General features: G+C 44.3%; 15 protein-coding genes. 8 read left to right on the forward strand and 7 right to left on the reverse strand.

Annotation, left to right across the window (positions count from 1 at the left end; all coding sequences use genetic code 11):
- Window positions 1-7 precede the first annotated feature (7 nt).
- On the reverse strand, window positions 8-682 hold the full coding sequence (locus JCM23214_RS17995) for a ChrR family anti-sigma-E factor (RefSeq protein ID WP_025900155.1): 675 nt from the start codon (window positions 680-682) through the stop codon (window positions 8-10).
- Window positions 679-1,272: a sigma-70 family RNA polymerase sigma factor gene (locus tag JCM23214_RS18000; protein WP_051548256.1), complete on the reverse strand. Its 594-nt coding sequence runs from the start codon at window positions 1,270-1,272 to the stop codon at window positions 679-681. The genes JCM23214_RS17995 and JCM23214_RS18000 overlap by 4 nt, the downstream gene beginning before the upstream one ends.
- Window positions 1,273-1,425: 153 nt before the next feature.
- On the opposite strand from JCM23214_RS18000, the gene JCM23214_RS18005 reads away from it, so the two are divergent.
- The 3 genes from JCM23214_RS18005 to JCM23214_RS18015 are packed head-to-tail and all read left to right on the forward strand — an operon-like array spanning window position 1,426 to window position 4,805.
- The gene (locus tag JCM23214_RS18005) at window positions 1,426-2,754 is read left to right on the forward strand and encodes an NAD(P)/FAD-dependent oxidoreductase (protein WP_025900157.1); all 1,329 of its coding nucleotides are present in this window, start codon (window positions 1,426-1,428) and stop codon (window positions 2,752-2,754) included.
- A gap of 4 nt (window positions 2,755-2,758) precedes the next feature.
- A complete protein-coding gene (locus tag JCM23214_RS18010) occupies window positions 2,759-3,559 on the forward strand; it encodes a DUF1365 domain-containing protein (protein WP_025900158.1) in 801 nt (266 codons plus the stop codon).
- Window positions 3,552-4,805, forward strand: a complete 1,254-nt coding sequence (locus JCM23214_RS18015; RefSeq protein ID WP_025900159.1) for an SAM-dependent methyltransferase — start codon at window positions 3,552-3,554, stop codon at window positions 4,803-4,805. The genes JCM23214_RS18010 and JCM23214_RS18015 overlap by 8 nt, the downstream gene beginning before the upstream one ends.
- Before the next feature lie 5 nt (window positions 4,806-4,810).
- Here the strand turns inward: JCM23214_RS18015 and JCM23214_RS21755 are convergent, their stop codons facing one another.
- Window positions 4,811-5,257, reverse strand: coding sequence for a nuclear transport factor 2 family protein (locus tag JCM23214_RS21755; RefSeq protein WP_025900160.1), 447 nt, complete (start codon window positions 5,255-5,257; stop codon window positions 4,811-4,813).
- On the reverse strand, window positions 5,254-6,024 hold the full coding sequence (locus JCM23214_RS18025; RefSeq protein WP_025900161.1) for an SDR family NAD(P)-dependent oxidoreductase: 771 nt from the start codon (window positions 6,022-6,024) through the stop codon (window positions 5,254-5,256). Before JCM23214_RS18025 ends, JCM23214_RS21755 begins: the two co-directional genes overlap by 4 nt.
- A 255-nt stretch (window positions 6,025-6,279) precedes the next feature.
- Between JCM23214_RS18025 and JCM23214_RS18030 the strand changes: the two genes are divergently transcribed.
- Entirely contained in the window at window positions 6,280-6,717 is a 438-nt protein-coding gene (locus JCM23214_RS18030; protein ID WP_025900162.1) for a DUF4864 domain-containing protein, read from the forward strand.
- 62 nt (window positions 6,718-6,779) lie between these two features.
- Window positions 6,780-7,286 (forward strand): invasion associated locus B family protein, encoded by a 507-nt coding sequence (locus tag JCM23214_RS22920; RefSeq protein ID WP_025900163.1) that lies wholly within the window; start codon window positions 6,780-6,782, stop codon window positions 7,284-7,286.
- A 9-nt stretch (window positions 7,287-7,295) separates the two neighbouring features.
- Here JCM23214_RS22920 and JCM23214_RS21765 read toward each other — a convergent pair whose 3' ends face one another.
- The 3 genes from JCM23214_RS21765 to JCM23214_RS18050 all read right to left on the reverse strand — a co-directional run bounded on the left by JCM23214_RS21765 (window position 7,296) and on the right by JCM23214_RS18050 (window position 12,878).
- Window positions 7,296-8,114 carry an alpha/beta fold hydrolase gene (locus tag JCM23214_RS21765; protein ID WP_148301936.1) on the reverse strand — a complete coding sequence of 273 codons (819 nt, stop codon included), beginning with the start codon at window positions 8,112-8,114 and terminating at the stop codon, window positions 7,296-7,298.
- Window positions 8,115-8,166: 52 nt separating this feature from the next.
- Complete coding sequence (locus JCM23214_RS18045) at window positions 8,167-11,856, reverse strand: autotransporter outer membrane beta-barrel domain-containing protein (protein ID WP_025900165.1); 3,690 nt, start codon at window positions 11,854-11,856, stop codon at window positions 8,167-8,169.
- A gap of 152 nt (window positions 11,857-12,008) precedes the next feature.
- The gene (locus JCM23214_RS18050; protein WP_025900166.1) at window positions 12,009-12,878 is read right to left on the reverse strand and encodes a MurR/RpiR family transcriptional regulator; all 870 of its coding nucleotides are present in this window, start codon (window positions 12,876-12,878) and stop codon (window positions 12,009-12,011) included.
- Window positions 12,879-13,004: 126 nt separating this feature from the next.
- On the opposite strand from JCM23214_RS18050, the gene JCM23214_RS18055 reads away from it, so the two are divergent.
- From JCM23214_RS18055 to JCM23214_RS18065, 3 genes are read left to right on the forward strand one after another with little or no spacing between them, the layout of a single operon-like run.
- Window positions 13,005-13,793 carry an N-formylglutamate amidohydrolase gene (locus JCM23214_RS18055; RefSeq protein WP_025900167.1) on the forward strand — a complete coding sequence of 263 codons (789 nt, stop codon included), beginning with the start codon at window positions 13,005-13,007 and terminating at the stop codon, window positions 13,791-13,793.
- Between the two features lies 1 nt (window position 13,794).
- Window positions 13,795-14,301, forward strand: a complete 507-nt coding sequence (locus JCM23214_RS18060; protein WP_025900168.1) for a TRAP transporter small permease subunit — start codon at window positions 13,795-13,797, stop codon at window positions 14,299-14,301.
- A complete protein-coding gene (locus JCM23214_RS18065; protein ID WP_025900169.1) occupies window positions 14,301-15,623 on the forward strand; it encodes a TRAP transporter large permease in 1,323 nt (440 codons plus the stop codon). Before JCM23214_RS18060 ends, JCM23214_RS18065 begins: the two co-directional genes overlap by 1 nt.
- Window positions 15,624-15,674 lie beyond the last annotated feature (51 nt).

Genomic DNA, 15,674 nt, shown 5'->3' on the forward strand with positions numbered 1-15,674 from the left:
ACGATTATTATATCCCGATCAACGGCTGAAGCAAACGACTGAAAAAGCCTTTAAATTTCAGCGGAGAATCTGTGGCTATCAAGCAAATGCAATCCTGATCTGTGTCTGCAACGGGTTGATGATGAAGGTTGTCATCAAGGTCTGCCAAGTCGCCTTGCGCAAAGCGTCCTACCTCATCTATGTAGGAGCCGCGCAAAATTAACGTAAGCTCTTGCCCAGAGTGGCTATGTTCCACCATTACCATACCCGGTGAAATTTTGAGTAGTCTCAAGGCTCCTTTACCATCTGGATTGGCAAAACCTTTCAAAGGATAATGGCTTATGCCAGGTACCAATCTTTTCCAAGGGATGTCGTCAAGCTCGCATGGAAGAATGTTTCTAAGTGGCTTTGGTACCTGCTTTTCATCGGTTGTTTGCAGGGTAAGATTTTCCGGCTTTATAGACGAGGCCTCTTGCGGAAGTTGAGTAATTTCGTCAATAATCGAGAGGTCTAAGCCGGAACCGAAATCTGGCTCTAAGACCTCTAGTTCCGCGGCACCTGCGGCGAAAATAAACTCCAACTGGTTTCGGCATTTCGGACAAATCGCGAGATGAGTAGCTGCGACAACGGAAAGAGTACTTGCAAGGGTTCCGTTTGCATAAGCAAGTAGGGTGTCATCACTTAGGTGGTGGCGAATTGTCATGACAGCTTCTCCACTTCGTTACGAATTTTACCAAATGCCAGTCGAATACGCGACTTTACAGTACCGAGTGGCAAATCCAGTTCAGCTGAAATTTCAGCGTGGGATTTATCTTCAAAAAATGACATCTTAATAATCTGAGCCTGATCACTTGATAATACTTGCATTGCTGCCCGGATGAGCCGCTCATCCTGTATACGATTTACTGAGTCCTCTCCTGTCTCTGGAGGATCCGGGACGAAACTGGGATCTTCTGGGTCTGGTTTCGGGCGCGTTTCTTTTCTAATACGGTCAATTCTGGCGTTTTTCGCAACAGAATATATCCAGGTATTCGCTGATGACTTTGCCGGGTTGAATAAAGAAGCTTTTCTCCAGACTTTAATTAAAGTCTCTTGCAAAATTTCATCCGCTTCGCTTTGACTCTGGCCTGTTTTCACCAGATATGCTTTCAACTTTGGACCCATTTCCAAATAAATCCGCTTAAAAGCTTCCTTATCAGCGGACGAGCCAACAGCGAACAGGTCCTTGTCCAGTTCACTCCTCAAGTTACTCGGACAGCCGTGATGGTTTTCAAAACCATTGGATGACGCCATTTTCAAGACCGCTTTCAATTAGAACTACCTTCTGCAGAGTTCATGATACAGATATACGGTGAGAATATAAGTGTGGATCACATATAAAAACTGATGATCCAAAGTCTGGGGTGCAGCGTAATAGTGAATAAGTTAAATCAGTCGGGGACACGGATGAAAAATATTGCTGTGATTGGGAGTGGAATTTCCGGCCTTTCGGCTGCGTGGCTTTTATCTCAAAAGCATAACGTCACAATTTTCGAAAAAGATGACCGACTTGGAGGGCATAGCAACACCTGCTCCGTCGATGGTCATTTCATCGACACTGGTTTTATTGTCTACAACATTGCAAGTTATCCGAATTTTATTGCCTTTCTGGAACACCTGAAAGTGTCAACCCAAGACACTGATATGTCGTTCAGTGTCTCGAAAGATGATGGCCGACTTGAATATAGCGGTGAAAGCCCGTCCAAAATGTTCGTCCAGAAGCGAAACTTATTTAAGCCGCGTTATTGGCAGATGGTTCGAGATATCCTGCGTTTTTACAAAGAGGCACCAAACGCTCTGCGGAGCCCTGATACCAGTGAGCTTACGTTGGGAGAATATCTCGCCAAAACTGATTATGGGGCTGAGTTTATTGAAGATCATTTGATTCCAATGGGCGCCGCGATTTGGTCAACTCCTGCTAGTGAAATGATGGACTATCCTTTGAGGGCATTCGTTCGCTTTTGTGAAAATCACGGATTACTTCAACTAAAGGATCGTCCGCAATGGAGGACAATTACAGGTGGGAGCCTTAGCTACGTTCGGAAAGTCGAGCAAGCTTTTTCTGGCCGGATCTTGTTTAATGCAGCGGTGCGTTCTGTCGTCAGAGGGCAGGACGGCATCTCAGTGGAGTGCCGTGACGGACGCGTAGAACGTTTTGATGAAGTTGTTTTTGCGACCCATGCCGACCAGGCTTTGCGGTTATTGGCCCATCCAACAAACTTGCAAAGCCAGCTATTGGGGAAGTTTAGATATTCAAAAAATCTGGCGGTCTTGCACACTGATAGCTCATTTATGCCAAAGCGGAAGAGGGCGTGGGCCAGTTGGAATTATTTGGCGGACGGAACAACAGGTCATCAGCAAAAAGCTTTAAGCTTGACTTATTGGATGAACCGTTTGCACAGGCTTGATGCGAGTAAAGATTATTTTGTAACGCTCAATCCAGCATCTCCTCCGGCAGAGGGGAGTGTCGTCAGAAGCTTTCCATACGAGCACCCTTTGTTCGATCGGGATGCCATTGCCGCGCAACAAGATCTGTGGAAGTTGCAGGGGCAGGAAAATATGTGGTTCTGTGGCAGTTATTTCGGATACGGGTTTCACGAAGATGGTATTCAATCAGGTTTGGCTGTGGCCGAATTACTTGGGGATTTGAAGAGGCCATGGGAGTTTGATTTCAAGCGGTCAAGAATTTGCTTACCAGATAATACTGTGAAGCTTCGATATTCTAATGTAGCGTGAAAATATGAGATCAGCATTTTACAAGGGTATTGTTACCCACCGAAGGCTTCGACCCAAAGCGCATTTGTTGAAATATAGCATTTTTTATTTATTGCTTGATCTGGACGAATGCGATCTGGTCAACAAAAAATCCATTTTCCTAACAATTGGTGGTTTGAACCTATTATCTTTCAGTGAAGCAGATTTCGGGGATGAAACCAGAAACGGTTTAAAAGGGTATATCTGTCAATTGGTTGATGATGAGTTGGGTATCGAAAATATTCATGCGGTACGATTGCTCTGCATTCCAAGACACTTTGGCTTCGCCTTTAATCCGATATCGACATTCTTTTGTTATGACAAACAAGACTGCTTACTTGCCACTGTGTATGAGGTGAGAAACACCTTTGGAGAGAAAATCCATTATGTGCTGAAAGCTCACGCGGCTGATGTGAAAAAAAACGTTATAGAACAGAGTTGTCGTAAGAAGATGTATGTTTCTCCATTCATTGGGATGGATTGCAGATACGACTTCAAAATCGCCTCACCATCTGAAAAAGCGATACTTTCAATCCAACAGTTGGAAAATAATCAGCCGGTACTGAATGCTTCTTTTGTGGGGCGTAGAAAAGCGATTTCTCAGCTCTCCGTGTTGCAGCAACTTATTCTTTTTCCGATAAACAGTTTTTTAGTTGTCGTCGGAATTCATTATGAAGCGCTGAAACTTTGGATGAAACGTGTGCCGCTGGTGAAAAGAATAACGAAAGTTCAGTTTGAAGCGCAAGCAAAGGGTCAAACTGAAACCTTGGGAGACATTTATGAGTAGCGCGAGCGCAGCAGAATTTGAACTAGAGACAGACTTTTATATAGAAGGAGACCCTAGAGTGTCCGGTTATAAAGACGTCTGGATGCACATCTTGTTCAGGTTGTTGAATAAAATGTCAGCGGGACATCTGGTTGTGCAATTACCTAATGGTGAAAAACTGACTTTTGCTGGGGAACGCTGCCTGGAGAAGCGAACGATTTTGTATGTCAAAGATCTGCGAATGTTTCGTATGATTTTTAAAAACAGTGATGTTGGTCTTGGTGAGAGTTATATGAAAGGCTACTGGAGCTGTGAAAATTTAACAGTCCTAATCGAACTGGCACTTCTCAACGAAAGCGCACTCAAGCAAGTTATTGCAGGAAAATGGATTGCAAGAACCGTCGATTTTCTCAAATGTCTGCTTAATGCGAATACAAAAAGAGGCAGTCGCCGAAATATCTCTCATCATTATGACCTTGGCAACGAATTCTATAAGACGTGGTTGGATAGAAGCATGACGTATTCATCTGCTATTTTTGAAAGTGCGGATGAGACGCTATTAGATGCGCAAGCAAGAAAATACGAATTCGTGTCAAATGTTGCCAATGTTAAGGAAGGATCATCAATTCTGGAAATTGGTTGCGGCTGGGGAGGATTTGCTGAGCATATTCTTGAGAAAAAAAACACATCCATTACAGCGTTGACCTTGTCGAAAGAACAGCTCGATTACGCAAGTAATCGTTTACCGCAAGAGGATATGCATACCCGAGTGGATTTAAGGCTCGAAGATTATCGGGAGCATTCTGGGAATTATGATGCCATCGTTTCCATTGAAATGTTTGAAGCGGTTGGCATGAAAAACTGGGGCAGTTACTTCAGGGCGATAAGCCGAAATCTCAAACCCGGCGGCAAAGCTGCGATACAGGTTATTACGATTGCAGAAGATCGTTTTGAGCGGTATCAGAAATTTCCAGATTTTATTCAAAAATACATCTTCCCGGGTGGATTTCTGCCGTCAAAAACCGCGTTCATTAACTCAGCTGAAGAAAACGGGTTTCAAGCAGAAATACGCAAGGAGTTTGGGCAAGATTACGCAAGAACGTTAAGTGAGTGGAATATGGCGTTTCAGCAAAACTGGCGGCCATTGTTAGCGTTAGGCTTTGATGCTCGCTTTAAGAAAATGTGGGAATTTTATCTCCAGTATTGTGAAGCTGGGTTTCGCCAAAAAGCGTTGGATGTTGTCATTTTTGAGCTCAGTAAAAAATAGAGGGCCTATTTTATCTGTAATTTGCTTCTTACAAACCTGATGAGCTGCTTGAGAACTGGAATTTTAGGATAGAAATAACTTCCAGAATCCCAGTAATCAACGTGTGAGATTACTTTTCCTTCTTCATTTATTGACACTTCGGACAGGCCATCGAAGTCAAGGTCCCCTAATTTGGGGAGGGTCGCTTTAAAGGTCCATTTTAATATAAAGCTATCTGGATTGGCGTTGTAATAGATTGAGTGAACATCGAAACTGTAATTTTCGCATTTTTCAAACATATCCAGAAAAACGCGTTTTAACAGTTTTCGAGACCTGAGTTCATTGAACGGATCTTTGAAAAATACGTCCTCTGCACAAAGGGTATCCAACTCATCCAAATTGGCAGGAGACAGGTTCTCATAGAAAGCTGAATAGTTTTCAATAGCGGTTTCGATTGCGAGTGTTTCATTCATTTTGTTGTCATCCTTCTGATGAGAGAAAGCGACAGGCGATAGGGAAGTAACCTGATTGTTTTGAGGATCAAGACGAATGGAAGTGGAAACGCGATTTCAAACCGATCGGACTGTATCCCTTTGCGGATGAGTGAAGCTGCTTTTTCCACATCCAGGAGAAAGGGCATCGGAAACCTATTTTGTTGGGTCAAAGGTGTTTTTACGAAACCCGGATTAACCACCTGCACATGAATGCCTTTGTCTTTAAGCTCCATATGCAACCCTTCTGCTAAATTTATCAAAGCGGCTTTGCTTGGCCCGTAAGATAATGATTTTGGCAGGCCCTGATAGCCGGCCACAGACGCAACAATTACTATTTTTCCTTTTTTTCTTCTCAGCAAATGAGGAAGGAGTTGGTCAAGTATTCTGCACACACCTAAATAGTTTGTATTCATTGTATCGAATGAATTCTGGAAAAGGTATTTGTCCACAGATTGAGGTGTGTAGATGCCCGCGTTGATCACAATTGTGTGGGGGAGGTTGTTTTTGGAAACGAGTTGCTCGACAGCGCGCTGCACAGATACATTGTCGTTTATGTCCAGAACAAGCGGAGCAATATTTTCGTTATAGCGACTGACCAGTTCGTTCAGACGAGTTTCTCTTCGGGCACTTGCGACTACTTTGTAGCCTGCCAATGCATATTGAGCTGAAAGCTCTTCACCAATGCCGGAGCTTGCACCAATAATCCATATTGTTTCATTACCCAATTTTTGAATGGATCTAGTCATTTGAGTTTAGCTCTCGTAATTACCGCGTTTAAATATCCTTATCCTAACATACGGCTCCAACTTAAAGTCGGATTAAAAATTACTGATCTGAAGCTTAAATGATGGCGTATAAAGGTCAGGAATATCATGCGCTCACTTCGCTAATTATTCCACTGCCACCCGTCTTCCATTGAAGGGTGGCAGAGGGTGCCTGCACGTCCCCCCAAGAACTTGTGGCAGGTGCTTTGTTGGGGGGAGGGGTGTTGGGAGGTCACGATGAGTGCCAGACTTAAATTTCGTTTCATATTTTATTTGATATTTGCGTCGTTAATCAGCTGGGGAGCATCTGTCGCCACTGCGAAAGCGCAAAGCAGTTCAATTTACGAAGACATTATCGCATCCCAGATAAAAGCTTTTCAGGACAATGATGCTTCAAAAGCGTTTTCATTCGCCTCGAAAAATATTCAATTGATCTTTAGGGAACCTGAAAATTTTATGCTGATGGTTAAGCACCAATACGCTCCTATATACAGACAAGCGTGGTACAAGTTTGATCGTTTCAGGATGCATAATGAGGTTCCCACACAATCCATACTCATTCAGGATGAGGCTGGGCAGATTTGGGTTGCGCTGTATCAATTTGAGCGCCAAAGTTCTGGAGACTGGAAAATAAGTGGTGTGGTACTACGACAGCTCATTGACGGAGCAGCCTAACTCTAAACGGTCTCTAACAAACCTTTAATTGGATTTGCTTCCGTCTCCTATTATAGTTGCCTATGAAAATAACTTCATTATTACTGGTTTTGATTATTGCGCTGGTTCTTGGCCCGCTTAAATTGCTGGAAGCGGCAAGTAATGACAATTGGAAGCTCGTTTGTAAAAAAGACGATGACCCACGGTCTTGCCATATTGAACAACGCATTTTCCTGAATAAAAAAGTTGATGGTGAACAGAAACAGGTGGGACGGCTTTTAAATATCAGTGTGTTCTACACTGGTAAGGACGAGCGTAAGCCCTTTATCATTTTCCAGCTTCCTCTTGGTGTCGATTTACAGGCAGGGATGGCATTGCAGATCGATAAATCGGCAGAGCTGAAAGCCCCGTTTGCCAAATGTACCAATGATGGCTGTGAAGTTCGCTCCTTAATGACAAGGGAGCTGTTAGATCAGCTGAAAAAAGGGACAACATTAAAAGTTGGCTTCCGCCCTCATGGTGTTGAGAGAACAATGGTGGTAAATGTGGATCTGATGGGATTTACCCGCGCTTTTTCGTGGTTGGATTAAAATCAAAAACTACCCACAAGAGGGAATGTTTTCCCACTCAGTTTTCCAATATTTCATCCAACCTTCCAGATGACTTGCTTTAGGTACTTCAATCCTTGTAGAGCAATTTCGCTTCCCTAACTGTCTTACGTATGTATCGGAAACCCAGCCCGGAATGACAGTGTCTTTCGCTCCGTAATAATGTGCTTGGGGTATTGATCTGGTTTGCTGTGCATATTTGATTGCATCCAGTGATCCATGTAATGCCGAGACATTCTCGCGTTTGTTAAGTTCTGTATGATTGAGATTTCCAGCTACTGTTCTAAGGGAAGCTATATCATCACGGCTTGCTGTAAGCAGCGCGGTGATTGCAGCTCCTCCTGAGAAGCCGACAAGGTGAAACTTGTTGATTTTGTATGTGCGCCGAATTTTATTTAGAATCAAATGATAGTTGCTGAGGACGAGGTTGGAGTAGCGGTGACTGGACCAGAGATCTGGGGTGCATTTTGGCTGGGTTTTAATGTCAACATACTGGCAGGGCCTTGCAAGGTATATGATGTTCCGTGATTTATCGATCGCAGCCAACTTTAACCCGATTGGGTCAATGGGAGTGGGGTTGGAGGAGAGCGTTGTTCTATTGATCCAGGAGTAGCCATCACCTTCTATGTATATAGTCGCTATTTGATCGGGTTTGTTGATACGTAGAAAAGACACAATGGAAAGGTCTGGGGGCATAAATATATGACGTTGTAAATCGTGACTTGCTGCAATTCTATTCGCGTTTTCAACCCGTTTAGAAACCGAAAAGCTGGCGCAGGAAGTAAGTAGTAAGCTTAAACAGGTAGCCAAAAGAAGCCCTCCGCAGTACTGCAAAGGGCATGTTTTGGTGGTGGATAGCATTCTAGAATCTCAAAGTTGCTTTTAACTTGGCAGAGTGTGATAGATAACTGCTCTTGATGTCAGCATCATAACTACCACCCAATAACCAGCTACCGCTATCATATGTTAGCCCTAATCCGATATTGGCGCCAAATTGATCGGGGTCCTGACTTTCCACTTTATAGGCTGATCCGCCACCTGTGTAGGTGGCTGTCGCAACTGCGCTATCACCAATAAAGTCATAGCTTACACCGCCGCGGATTTCTGGAACCAGAAAGCCGCGTGCCGTTTTAATGTGGGTATGGAATCTGCCTCCCAATGTTCCCAAGAGAACATGCATGTCATCAATATCAACTCTTTGGTTCAAGCCACCTGCACCTGTCTCAGTATAACTATCTGTGCTCAGATACGTCCATGCAAGACCTGCCGTTGGTGTAAAGTAAGCAACGCTATTCAGTTTGATGGGAAAGCCTGTTTGCATACTTGCAGTAAATTGATAGCTATCATAATCGGCACTAGCCGTTGTATCCGTGCCAAGAAAATCAATTACGCGGGACGCTTCGTGAGAGTTATAAGCAAATCCAATCGCTGCTTCTGCGTAATAGTTTTTACTGGTAAAGTCGCCGTAAATTGTACCTTGATAGCTGGAAATATCGTTTTTGGATTCACCTGCTCCGTTACCATCTACGTCAGTGGCTGAATATGTAAATGAGGCTCCTAAGCGATATTCGTCGGCAATCCGTTTGTCGTATCCGAATGAGACGCCATAAGTTGTCGCGTCATATCCATCTACAGAGCTTTCATCATCCTGTTCACCATAACTACCAAAAGTCTTGATCCAAGCGTTTTTATTGGCTGGATTTGAACCCGCGGAAAAACCACGTGCCATTTCACTTTGAACAGGCCCACTGTCTCTTTGCGAAGAGAGCCGTTCGGATGAGATCCCAATAGCTCGATTTCCAAGACTTATGGTAATATTCGTCGAAGCTCCTAACGTATCTGGTTGTGTGCCTGCGCTTTGAGCAGCTTTTTTAGCTGCGGCACCACCTGCATTTAATGCTGCAGAGAAATTTGTTAGCAGCGCGTCATTTCCAGATGCAATTGCTAACTCTGCATTTACCAGCGATCTAGCTTCTTGCATAGAAATACCAAGTTCAGCTGCGGTAGAGGTTAGTGATTTTGCAACAGCACTCAATTCTATGTCATTACCATTGGCGCTCAACGAATAGTCAACTAGGGCGGTGTCTTGAACAGTAAGATTAGCGAGATCGCTTGATGCGTCTGCTGCACTATCAAACACAACTATTGTTCCACTAGTAAATGAACGTGAAACACGAATAGTAGAGGTTCCACTTGAAGTTACGTCTGCAACCACAAATGCTGTATCTGAATTCCCAATATCTGTACCGAGCGTTATTGTGGCATTATTAATATCAATGTTCCCAGATAACGTTACAGTGTCATTAACTTCAATTTCACCATCAAGATCAATTGACGCGGCACTGACCGTGCTTTCAAAGTTACCTAGCGAGCCAGATCCGATGGTGATTGCTCCAAGAGCAGTGGTTGAACCAGCAGCATCTTCAAAGGTAACTCCTGATGCGTGAGCGTTTGAAATGGTTAGTGCGTTCGTTCCGTCAACTTCACCAGAAATGGTTTGGGCCGCAGTGCCGTCAAAATCCAATCCACCAGCACCCGCCAACAATGATCCGCCGGTAATTGTGACATCGCCGCCAATATTTAAAACGCTTGCACCAGATGAAAAATCACCACTCGCTGTAATATTTTCAATGTTACCACCATTACCAAGAACAGTGGTTCCTGTGCCAGTCGCCGTAATATTTGTTGCGTTCACAGCACCCGAGAAAGTTGCCGCCCCTCCGGTTGTATCAACCGTTACCTGAGCAAGGCTGTTGGTTGCGCCAATAGTTCCACTAACAACGGTCAAATTTCCACCGATTGCACCAGCAGTAAACGTTCCGGATCCATCAGATCCGGATGTGTTGTCAATATTGCCGGTTAGTGTCTTGGTTGCAGCCAGCGCCATTATACCGCCTGCCGAAAGTTCGAGATCACCTGTGACATCACCACTTAATCCCAATGTGCCAAGTCCGTTATTTCTAACGGTGTCAGCATTTACATCGCCTGCTAAAGTCGCTGTAATACCGGTCGCAACGGATGTTCTGACCTCGCTCAACGCATTGGTTCCGCCAACATCACCGCTTACCAGTACCGTTGCTTCAGTGGTTGGTGAAAAAATAAGAGTTCCTTGGTTCGCAGTCGCGTCAACATTGCCAATAACTTTTTTGTTGGCAGTGAACGTAACTGAGGCATCGCCGCCAAAACTGACGCCGGTCGAGGCGGTGACATCATCTGTAAACGCGACCACGCCTGTACCGTTTATTGTCACTGCATTAGCGTCTACTGTGCTACCGAATGTGGAAGTTACACCAACGCCGGAATTAACGATCACTTCTTTGAGGGCATTTCCTCCGCTGGTGCCAACTGCGCCACTTACAAGAGTGGTGTCAGTGGTCGCCGTCTCAAACTCAACGAGACCTTGCCCGTCTGTGTTGGTTGTTATGCTGCCTACAAGTTTTTTGTCGGCTTCAAATGTTGCCAGTCCTGTAGTATTTATGACGATCGCACCGGTTACATCGTCTTGGAAAATTGTTTCATCGGTATCGGCAGCACCGGTTAAGTTAATCGTAGCAGCATTTACGGTGCCCCCGAAAGTAACCGCATTGGAGGTACTGTTCACATTCACTTCTTTAAGTGAATTTGTTGCACCAATGTTGCCGCTAACAGCTGTGATTGCTCCTGTTACCTGATCTTCAACGCTAAGTGTTCCAACGCCGTCGGTTCCGGAGGTATTATCGATATTACCTGTAACGGCTGCTGTATCCTCAAGTGTAATGGTCCCATCAGCAGTAATGTTTATATTTCCTGTTACTGTATCGTTGAAAGTTGTCTCGCCCGTGCTTTGATGGGAAATGGTTCCGGCCAGCACAGTGCCATTAAATGTTGCGTTTGCACCTGTAGCTATCTGGATATTATCAATTGTTGTGGTTGAGGTGACACCTCCTACATTTTGTTCAAAAACAATTTCATTCGTTGCTGTGCCATCAGTATTTGAGATTTGCAACATAACTATGTCGCCAGCTGCATTCGCGTTGATTGTTGCATCAATTGAATTGGATCCAGCCGTTGCTGTATCAAATGTAGTTGTGAGGTTGGAGGAACCGTTACCGATAGTAATGGTTGTGCTTCCTGTTGAGACTTGAACGTCACCTTGAAAGATTGTCGTAGTGTTTGTAACGTTTATTTCAATGTTTTCATTACCCTTTACATGCACATCGCCCGCAAAGGTTACGCTATTATTTGTGCCGGAGGTCGTAACGTTGTAAGTTGCAGTCTGGACACCTGCTTGAGAATTAAATGTGATAGCATCTGTTGTCGCCGTAACGCCTAAGGTGATAGCACCTGCAGCACTGTCGATCGTAATAATATGATCAATGGCATCATCGTTTAAGAGGCCATTGGTGTCTGTGGATGTAACTGTGGCACCATTATTTGTGTCTGTAGATGCGTCGGCGTCGTTTACGGCTGCGTGAGCAAACTGAAGATTTCCAATAGCAACAACAAAGGCTATGACTGAAATCCCCCCAAGCAAGGATTTCTTTAGATTTTTAGATCTCGCAATCGATCTCAACTGGTTGCCCCCACAACTTGACGATATAGCTTCCGTAGAAATTTTCACGACCTTAACACACTATGTCTATTGAATTTTAGGTAAAATTTTTGAATGCCTTAAAAAACAATATTATTCGTATTTGATTTGCGCTTTCTTTAAAGAAACTGGTTTCAAAATTTTCTGAAAAATTTTGTCTGATCGAACAAATTTTCCAGTTCCTCAACCCGGTTTTTGGTTGAGTCCCAAGTGCTTTTCTGGGTTTTGGCAACAATCGCTTCCAAAAGTAATAGGGTAACAACAGATGAATCCCATGCTGACGGAACAGAAATTCGTGAACATAATGTAAGATCTGCGAGCTTGGAAACTGGTGAACGCCATTGATCCGTGAATAGAATAATTTTCAGTTTTTGGTTTTTTGCAAGCTCGGCAAGTTTAATTGAGCTGTTTTCATAGCGGCGGACATCGAACATTACCAATACATCGCCAGCGTTCATGTCCAAAATATAGTGCGGCCAAGAGGATGAACGGCTTTCCATATTATGAACATGCTTTCGGATCATCTGTAAGTGCATAAAGAAATAATCCGCAAGTGCGCGGGTGATGCGACCTCCCGTAATATAAATGGATCGTTTCTGATCGGATAGAAGCTGGCATGCCTGATCAAAAACGGTTGGATCAATTTGCGAAAGAGACTGCTGAATATTGTCGACGACGACACCAGTGAATTCGTTGAGGATATGTGTATCTGGTGCATTTCCCGCCCATTTTTCATGTCTGGTAATCGGGGTTGTAATTGTCGCTTCCAGTTCTTTTCGAAGTTCCGCCTGAAACTGCGGGTATCCTTCAAATCCCAGCTTTCGCACCATCCGAATAACGGTCGGTGTGGAAACCTCAGCATGTTCGGCAACAGCAGTTATGCTGCTGAGCCCCGACATTGGATAGTTGGCAAGAAGTGAGGATGCAAGTTGTCGCTCTGCTCTCGTCAGTTCATTTTGGATGTCTTGCAAGCGCTCGGCTATGGTTTTTTGTACTTTGGCCATCCGTCCCTCAGTTTTTGTAAAGATAACAACAGTACTGCTGCTGGTGAAGTAAATATTTCAGAATAAAACTTGACAGTGGCAAAGCATTTGTAATGATTTGTACAGTTTTTGATGCAGAGAAGTAATATGTCAGTTAGTACAGAACAGAAAACTGCCACTGAGCCTACGTACTTGCCGCAACTAATTAATGCGGGTGGGAGTGCACCAGTGTTGCTAATCTGCGAACATGCAACCAATTACATTCCTGACGAATTTTCGGATTTGGGGTTAACGCGAGATGTATTGGAAAGTCATGTAGCCTGGGATCCCGGTGCGTTGGATGTTGCCTGCCAAATGGCACAAAAGTTGGATGCACCGCTTATATCTGCCAGTGTGTCTCGATTGTTATATGACTGTAACCGCCCTCCTCATGCCCGCGATGCGATCCCGGAAAAAAGTGAAATCTATGAAATACCCGGAAACGCTGATTTAAATTATGAGCAGCGACAAGAACGAATAAACAGGATTTATAATCCGTTTACTGAGTTCGTGAAGGGTTATTTAGATCAGAAGCCTGATATTCAGGCGATTGTCACGATCCACAGTTTCACGCCTGTATATAATGGAAAAAAGCGGAGCGTGGATATTGGGTTGCTGCATGACGAGGATACGACGTTAGCGAATGCGTTTTTGAACGCAGCTGTGTGCCATACGGACCTGGAAGTTCGGCTAAATGAACCTTACAGTTCTCACGATGGCGTCACGCACTCGCTAAAGGAATATGGAACGAAACGCGATTTGCATTCCGTGATGATTGAAATCAAGAATAGTTTGATCAACAATGCTGCGACGGTCGAAACTGTTGCCTGCCAATTAACGCAGTGGAGCAAAGACGCATTGACCGCAGTAAATGTGCGAGTGGCGAGGGGAATGTAAGATGCCTGAACTCATAAGGCAGTATGTAAAGATAGTTGATGGTTTCAATAGGCGTCTTGGTCGCTTCATAATGTATTTTATTTTCGTAATGGCGGGTATCCTGTTGTGGTCTTCCATTTCGAAAACTTTCTTCCTGCCCTCCCTATGGACGTTGGAAATGGCTCAGTTTGCTATGGTCGCCTATTATATTCTCGGTGGACCATATTCGATACAAATGGGTTCAAATGTACGTATGGATCTATTTTATGGTGGCTGGTCCGACAAAACCAAAGCCTGGATGGATGCCTTCACTGTTTTATTTCTGATCTTCTTCCTTGGCGTGCTGTTATACGGAGGAATATCCAGTACATCCTATGCCATTGAGTATGGTGAAAGAAGTTATTCCGCTTGGCGGCCTTATATGTGGCCGATTAAGGTTGTTATGTGCTTCGGGATTTTAATGATGATCCTGCAATCAATTGCAGAGTTTTTTAAGGATATTGCACGTATCCGCGGAGTAGAGTTGTAATGTCCTACGAGTTGATTGCCATATTAATGTTCTCGACCATGATGCTCATGTTGATGACGGGGCAACGGGTGTTCGGTGCGATCGGTTTTGTTGGGGTTGCTGCGGCATTGTTATTGTGGGGAACCGGGGGATCAGACCTTGGGTTTTCTGCCGCAATGAAATTGATGAAGTGGTATCCGCTTTTGACCCTGCCGATGTTTATTTTTATGGGGTATGTGCTTTCGGAATCCAAAATCGCTGATGACCTGTATAAAATGTTCCATGTCTGGATGGGGCCGGTAAGAGGGGGCTTGGCGATTGGAACAATCTTGCTGATGGTACTTGTTTCCGCCATGAATGGTCTGTCTGTTGCGGGGATGGCAATCGGTGCAACCATAGCATTACCTGAGTTGCTGCGTCGCGGATATGACAAACGAATGGTTACCGGGGTCGTACAGGCAGGGTCTTCGCTTGGAATTTTGGTGCCGCCTTCAGTCGTATTGGTCCTTTATGCCATGATTGCCCGTCAACCTGTAGGACAGCTTTGGCTGGCCGGTGTTCTTCCGGGTCTAATGATGGCGGCGTTGTTTATCCTGTATGTGGTTATTCGATGCCGGGTTCAACCTGAGCTGGGACCAGTTTTACCCAAAGAAGACAGAAATATTCCGCTAGCTGAAAAACTGGCGTTATTGAAAGCAGGTCTGCTGCCGATTTTCATTTTCGCAGCGATGATGGTTCCTTTTGTGAATGGGTGGACAAGTCTTGTCGAAAGCTCAGCCATTGGTGCTCTTACCGCATTTGTCGCAGCCATTCTTAAAGGGCGAATGACCCGCGAAGTTTTTGAAAATTCAGTGCGAAATACGCTGGGCATTTCCTGTATGTTCATGTGGATCATTTTGGCGGCTCTTGGTTTTGGTGCTGTTTTTGATGGTTTGGGCGCTGTGAGAGCCATCGAAGGCTTATTTACCGAACAGTTAGGGTTGTCGCCTTGGACAATTCTGATTTTGATGCAGCTGTCCTTCATCGTTATGGGAACTTTTTTGGACGATACGGCTATGCTTGTGATCGTCGCACCGCTTTACGTTCCCTTGGTCGCCGCGCTAGGTTTCGATCTGATCTGGTATGGCGTTTTATATACGATCACAACGCAAATAGCCTATATGACGCCACCTTTCGGTTATAACCTATTCTTAATGAGAGCAATGGCTCCTCCGGAAATTGGCCTTAAAGATATTTATGGATCAATTCTGCCATTTGTTTTTGTTATGGTATTTGCATTGGCAATTGTCATGCTGTTTCCGCAAATCGCGCTATGGCTGCCAGATTATGTATATTCGAAATAAAAAGTAAAATGTATGGGGTTTCATGAAAATGAAGCTTTTCTAACAGGGTAG

The organism is Sneathiella glossodoripedis JCM 23214 (assembly GCF_000616095.1).
GTDB classification, from domain to species: domain Bacteria; phylum Pseudomonadota; class Alphaproteobacteria; order Sneathiellales; family Sneathiellaceae; genus Sneathiella; species Sneathiella glossodoripedis.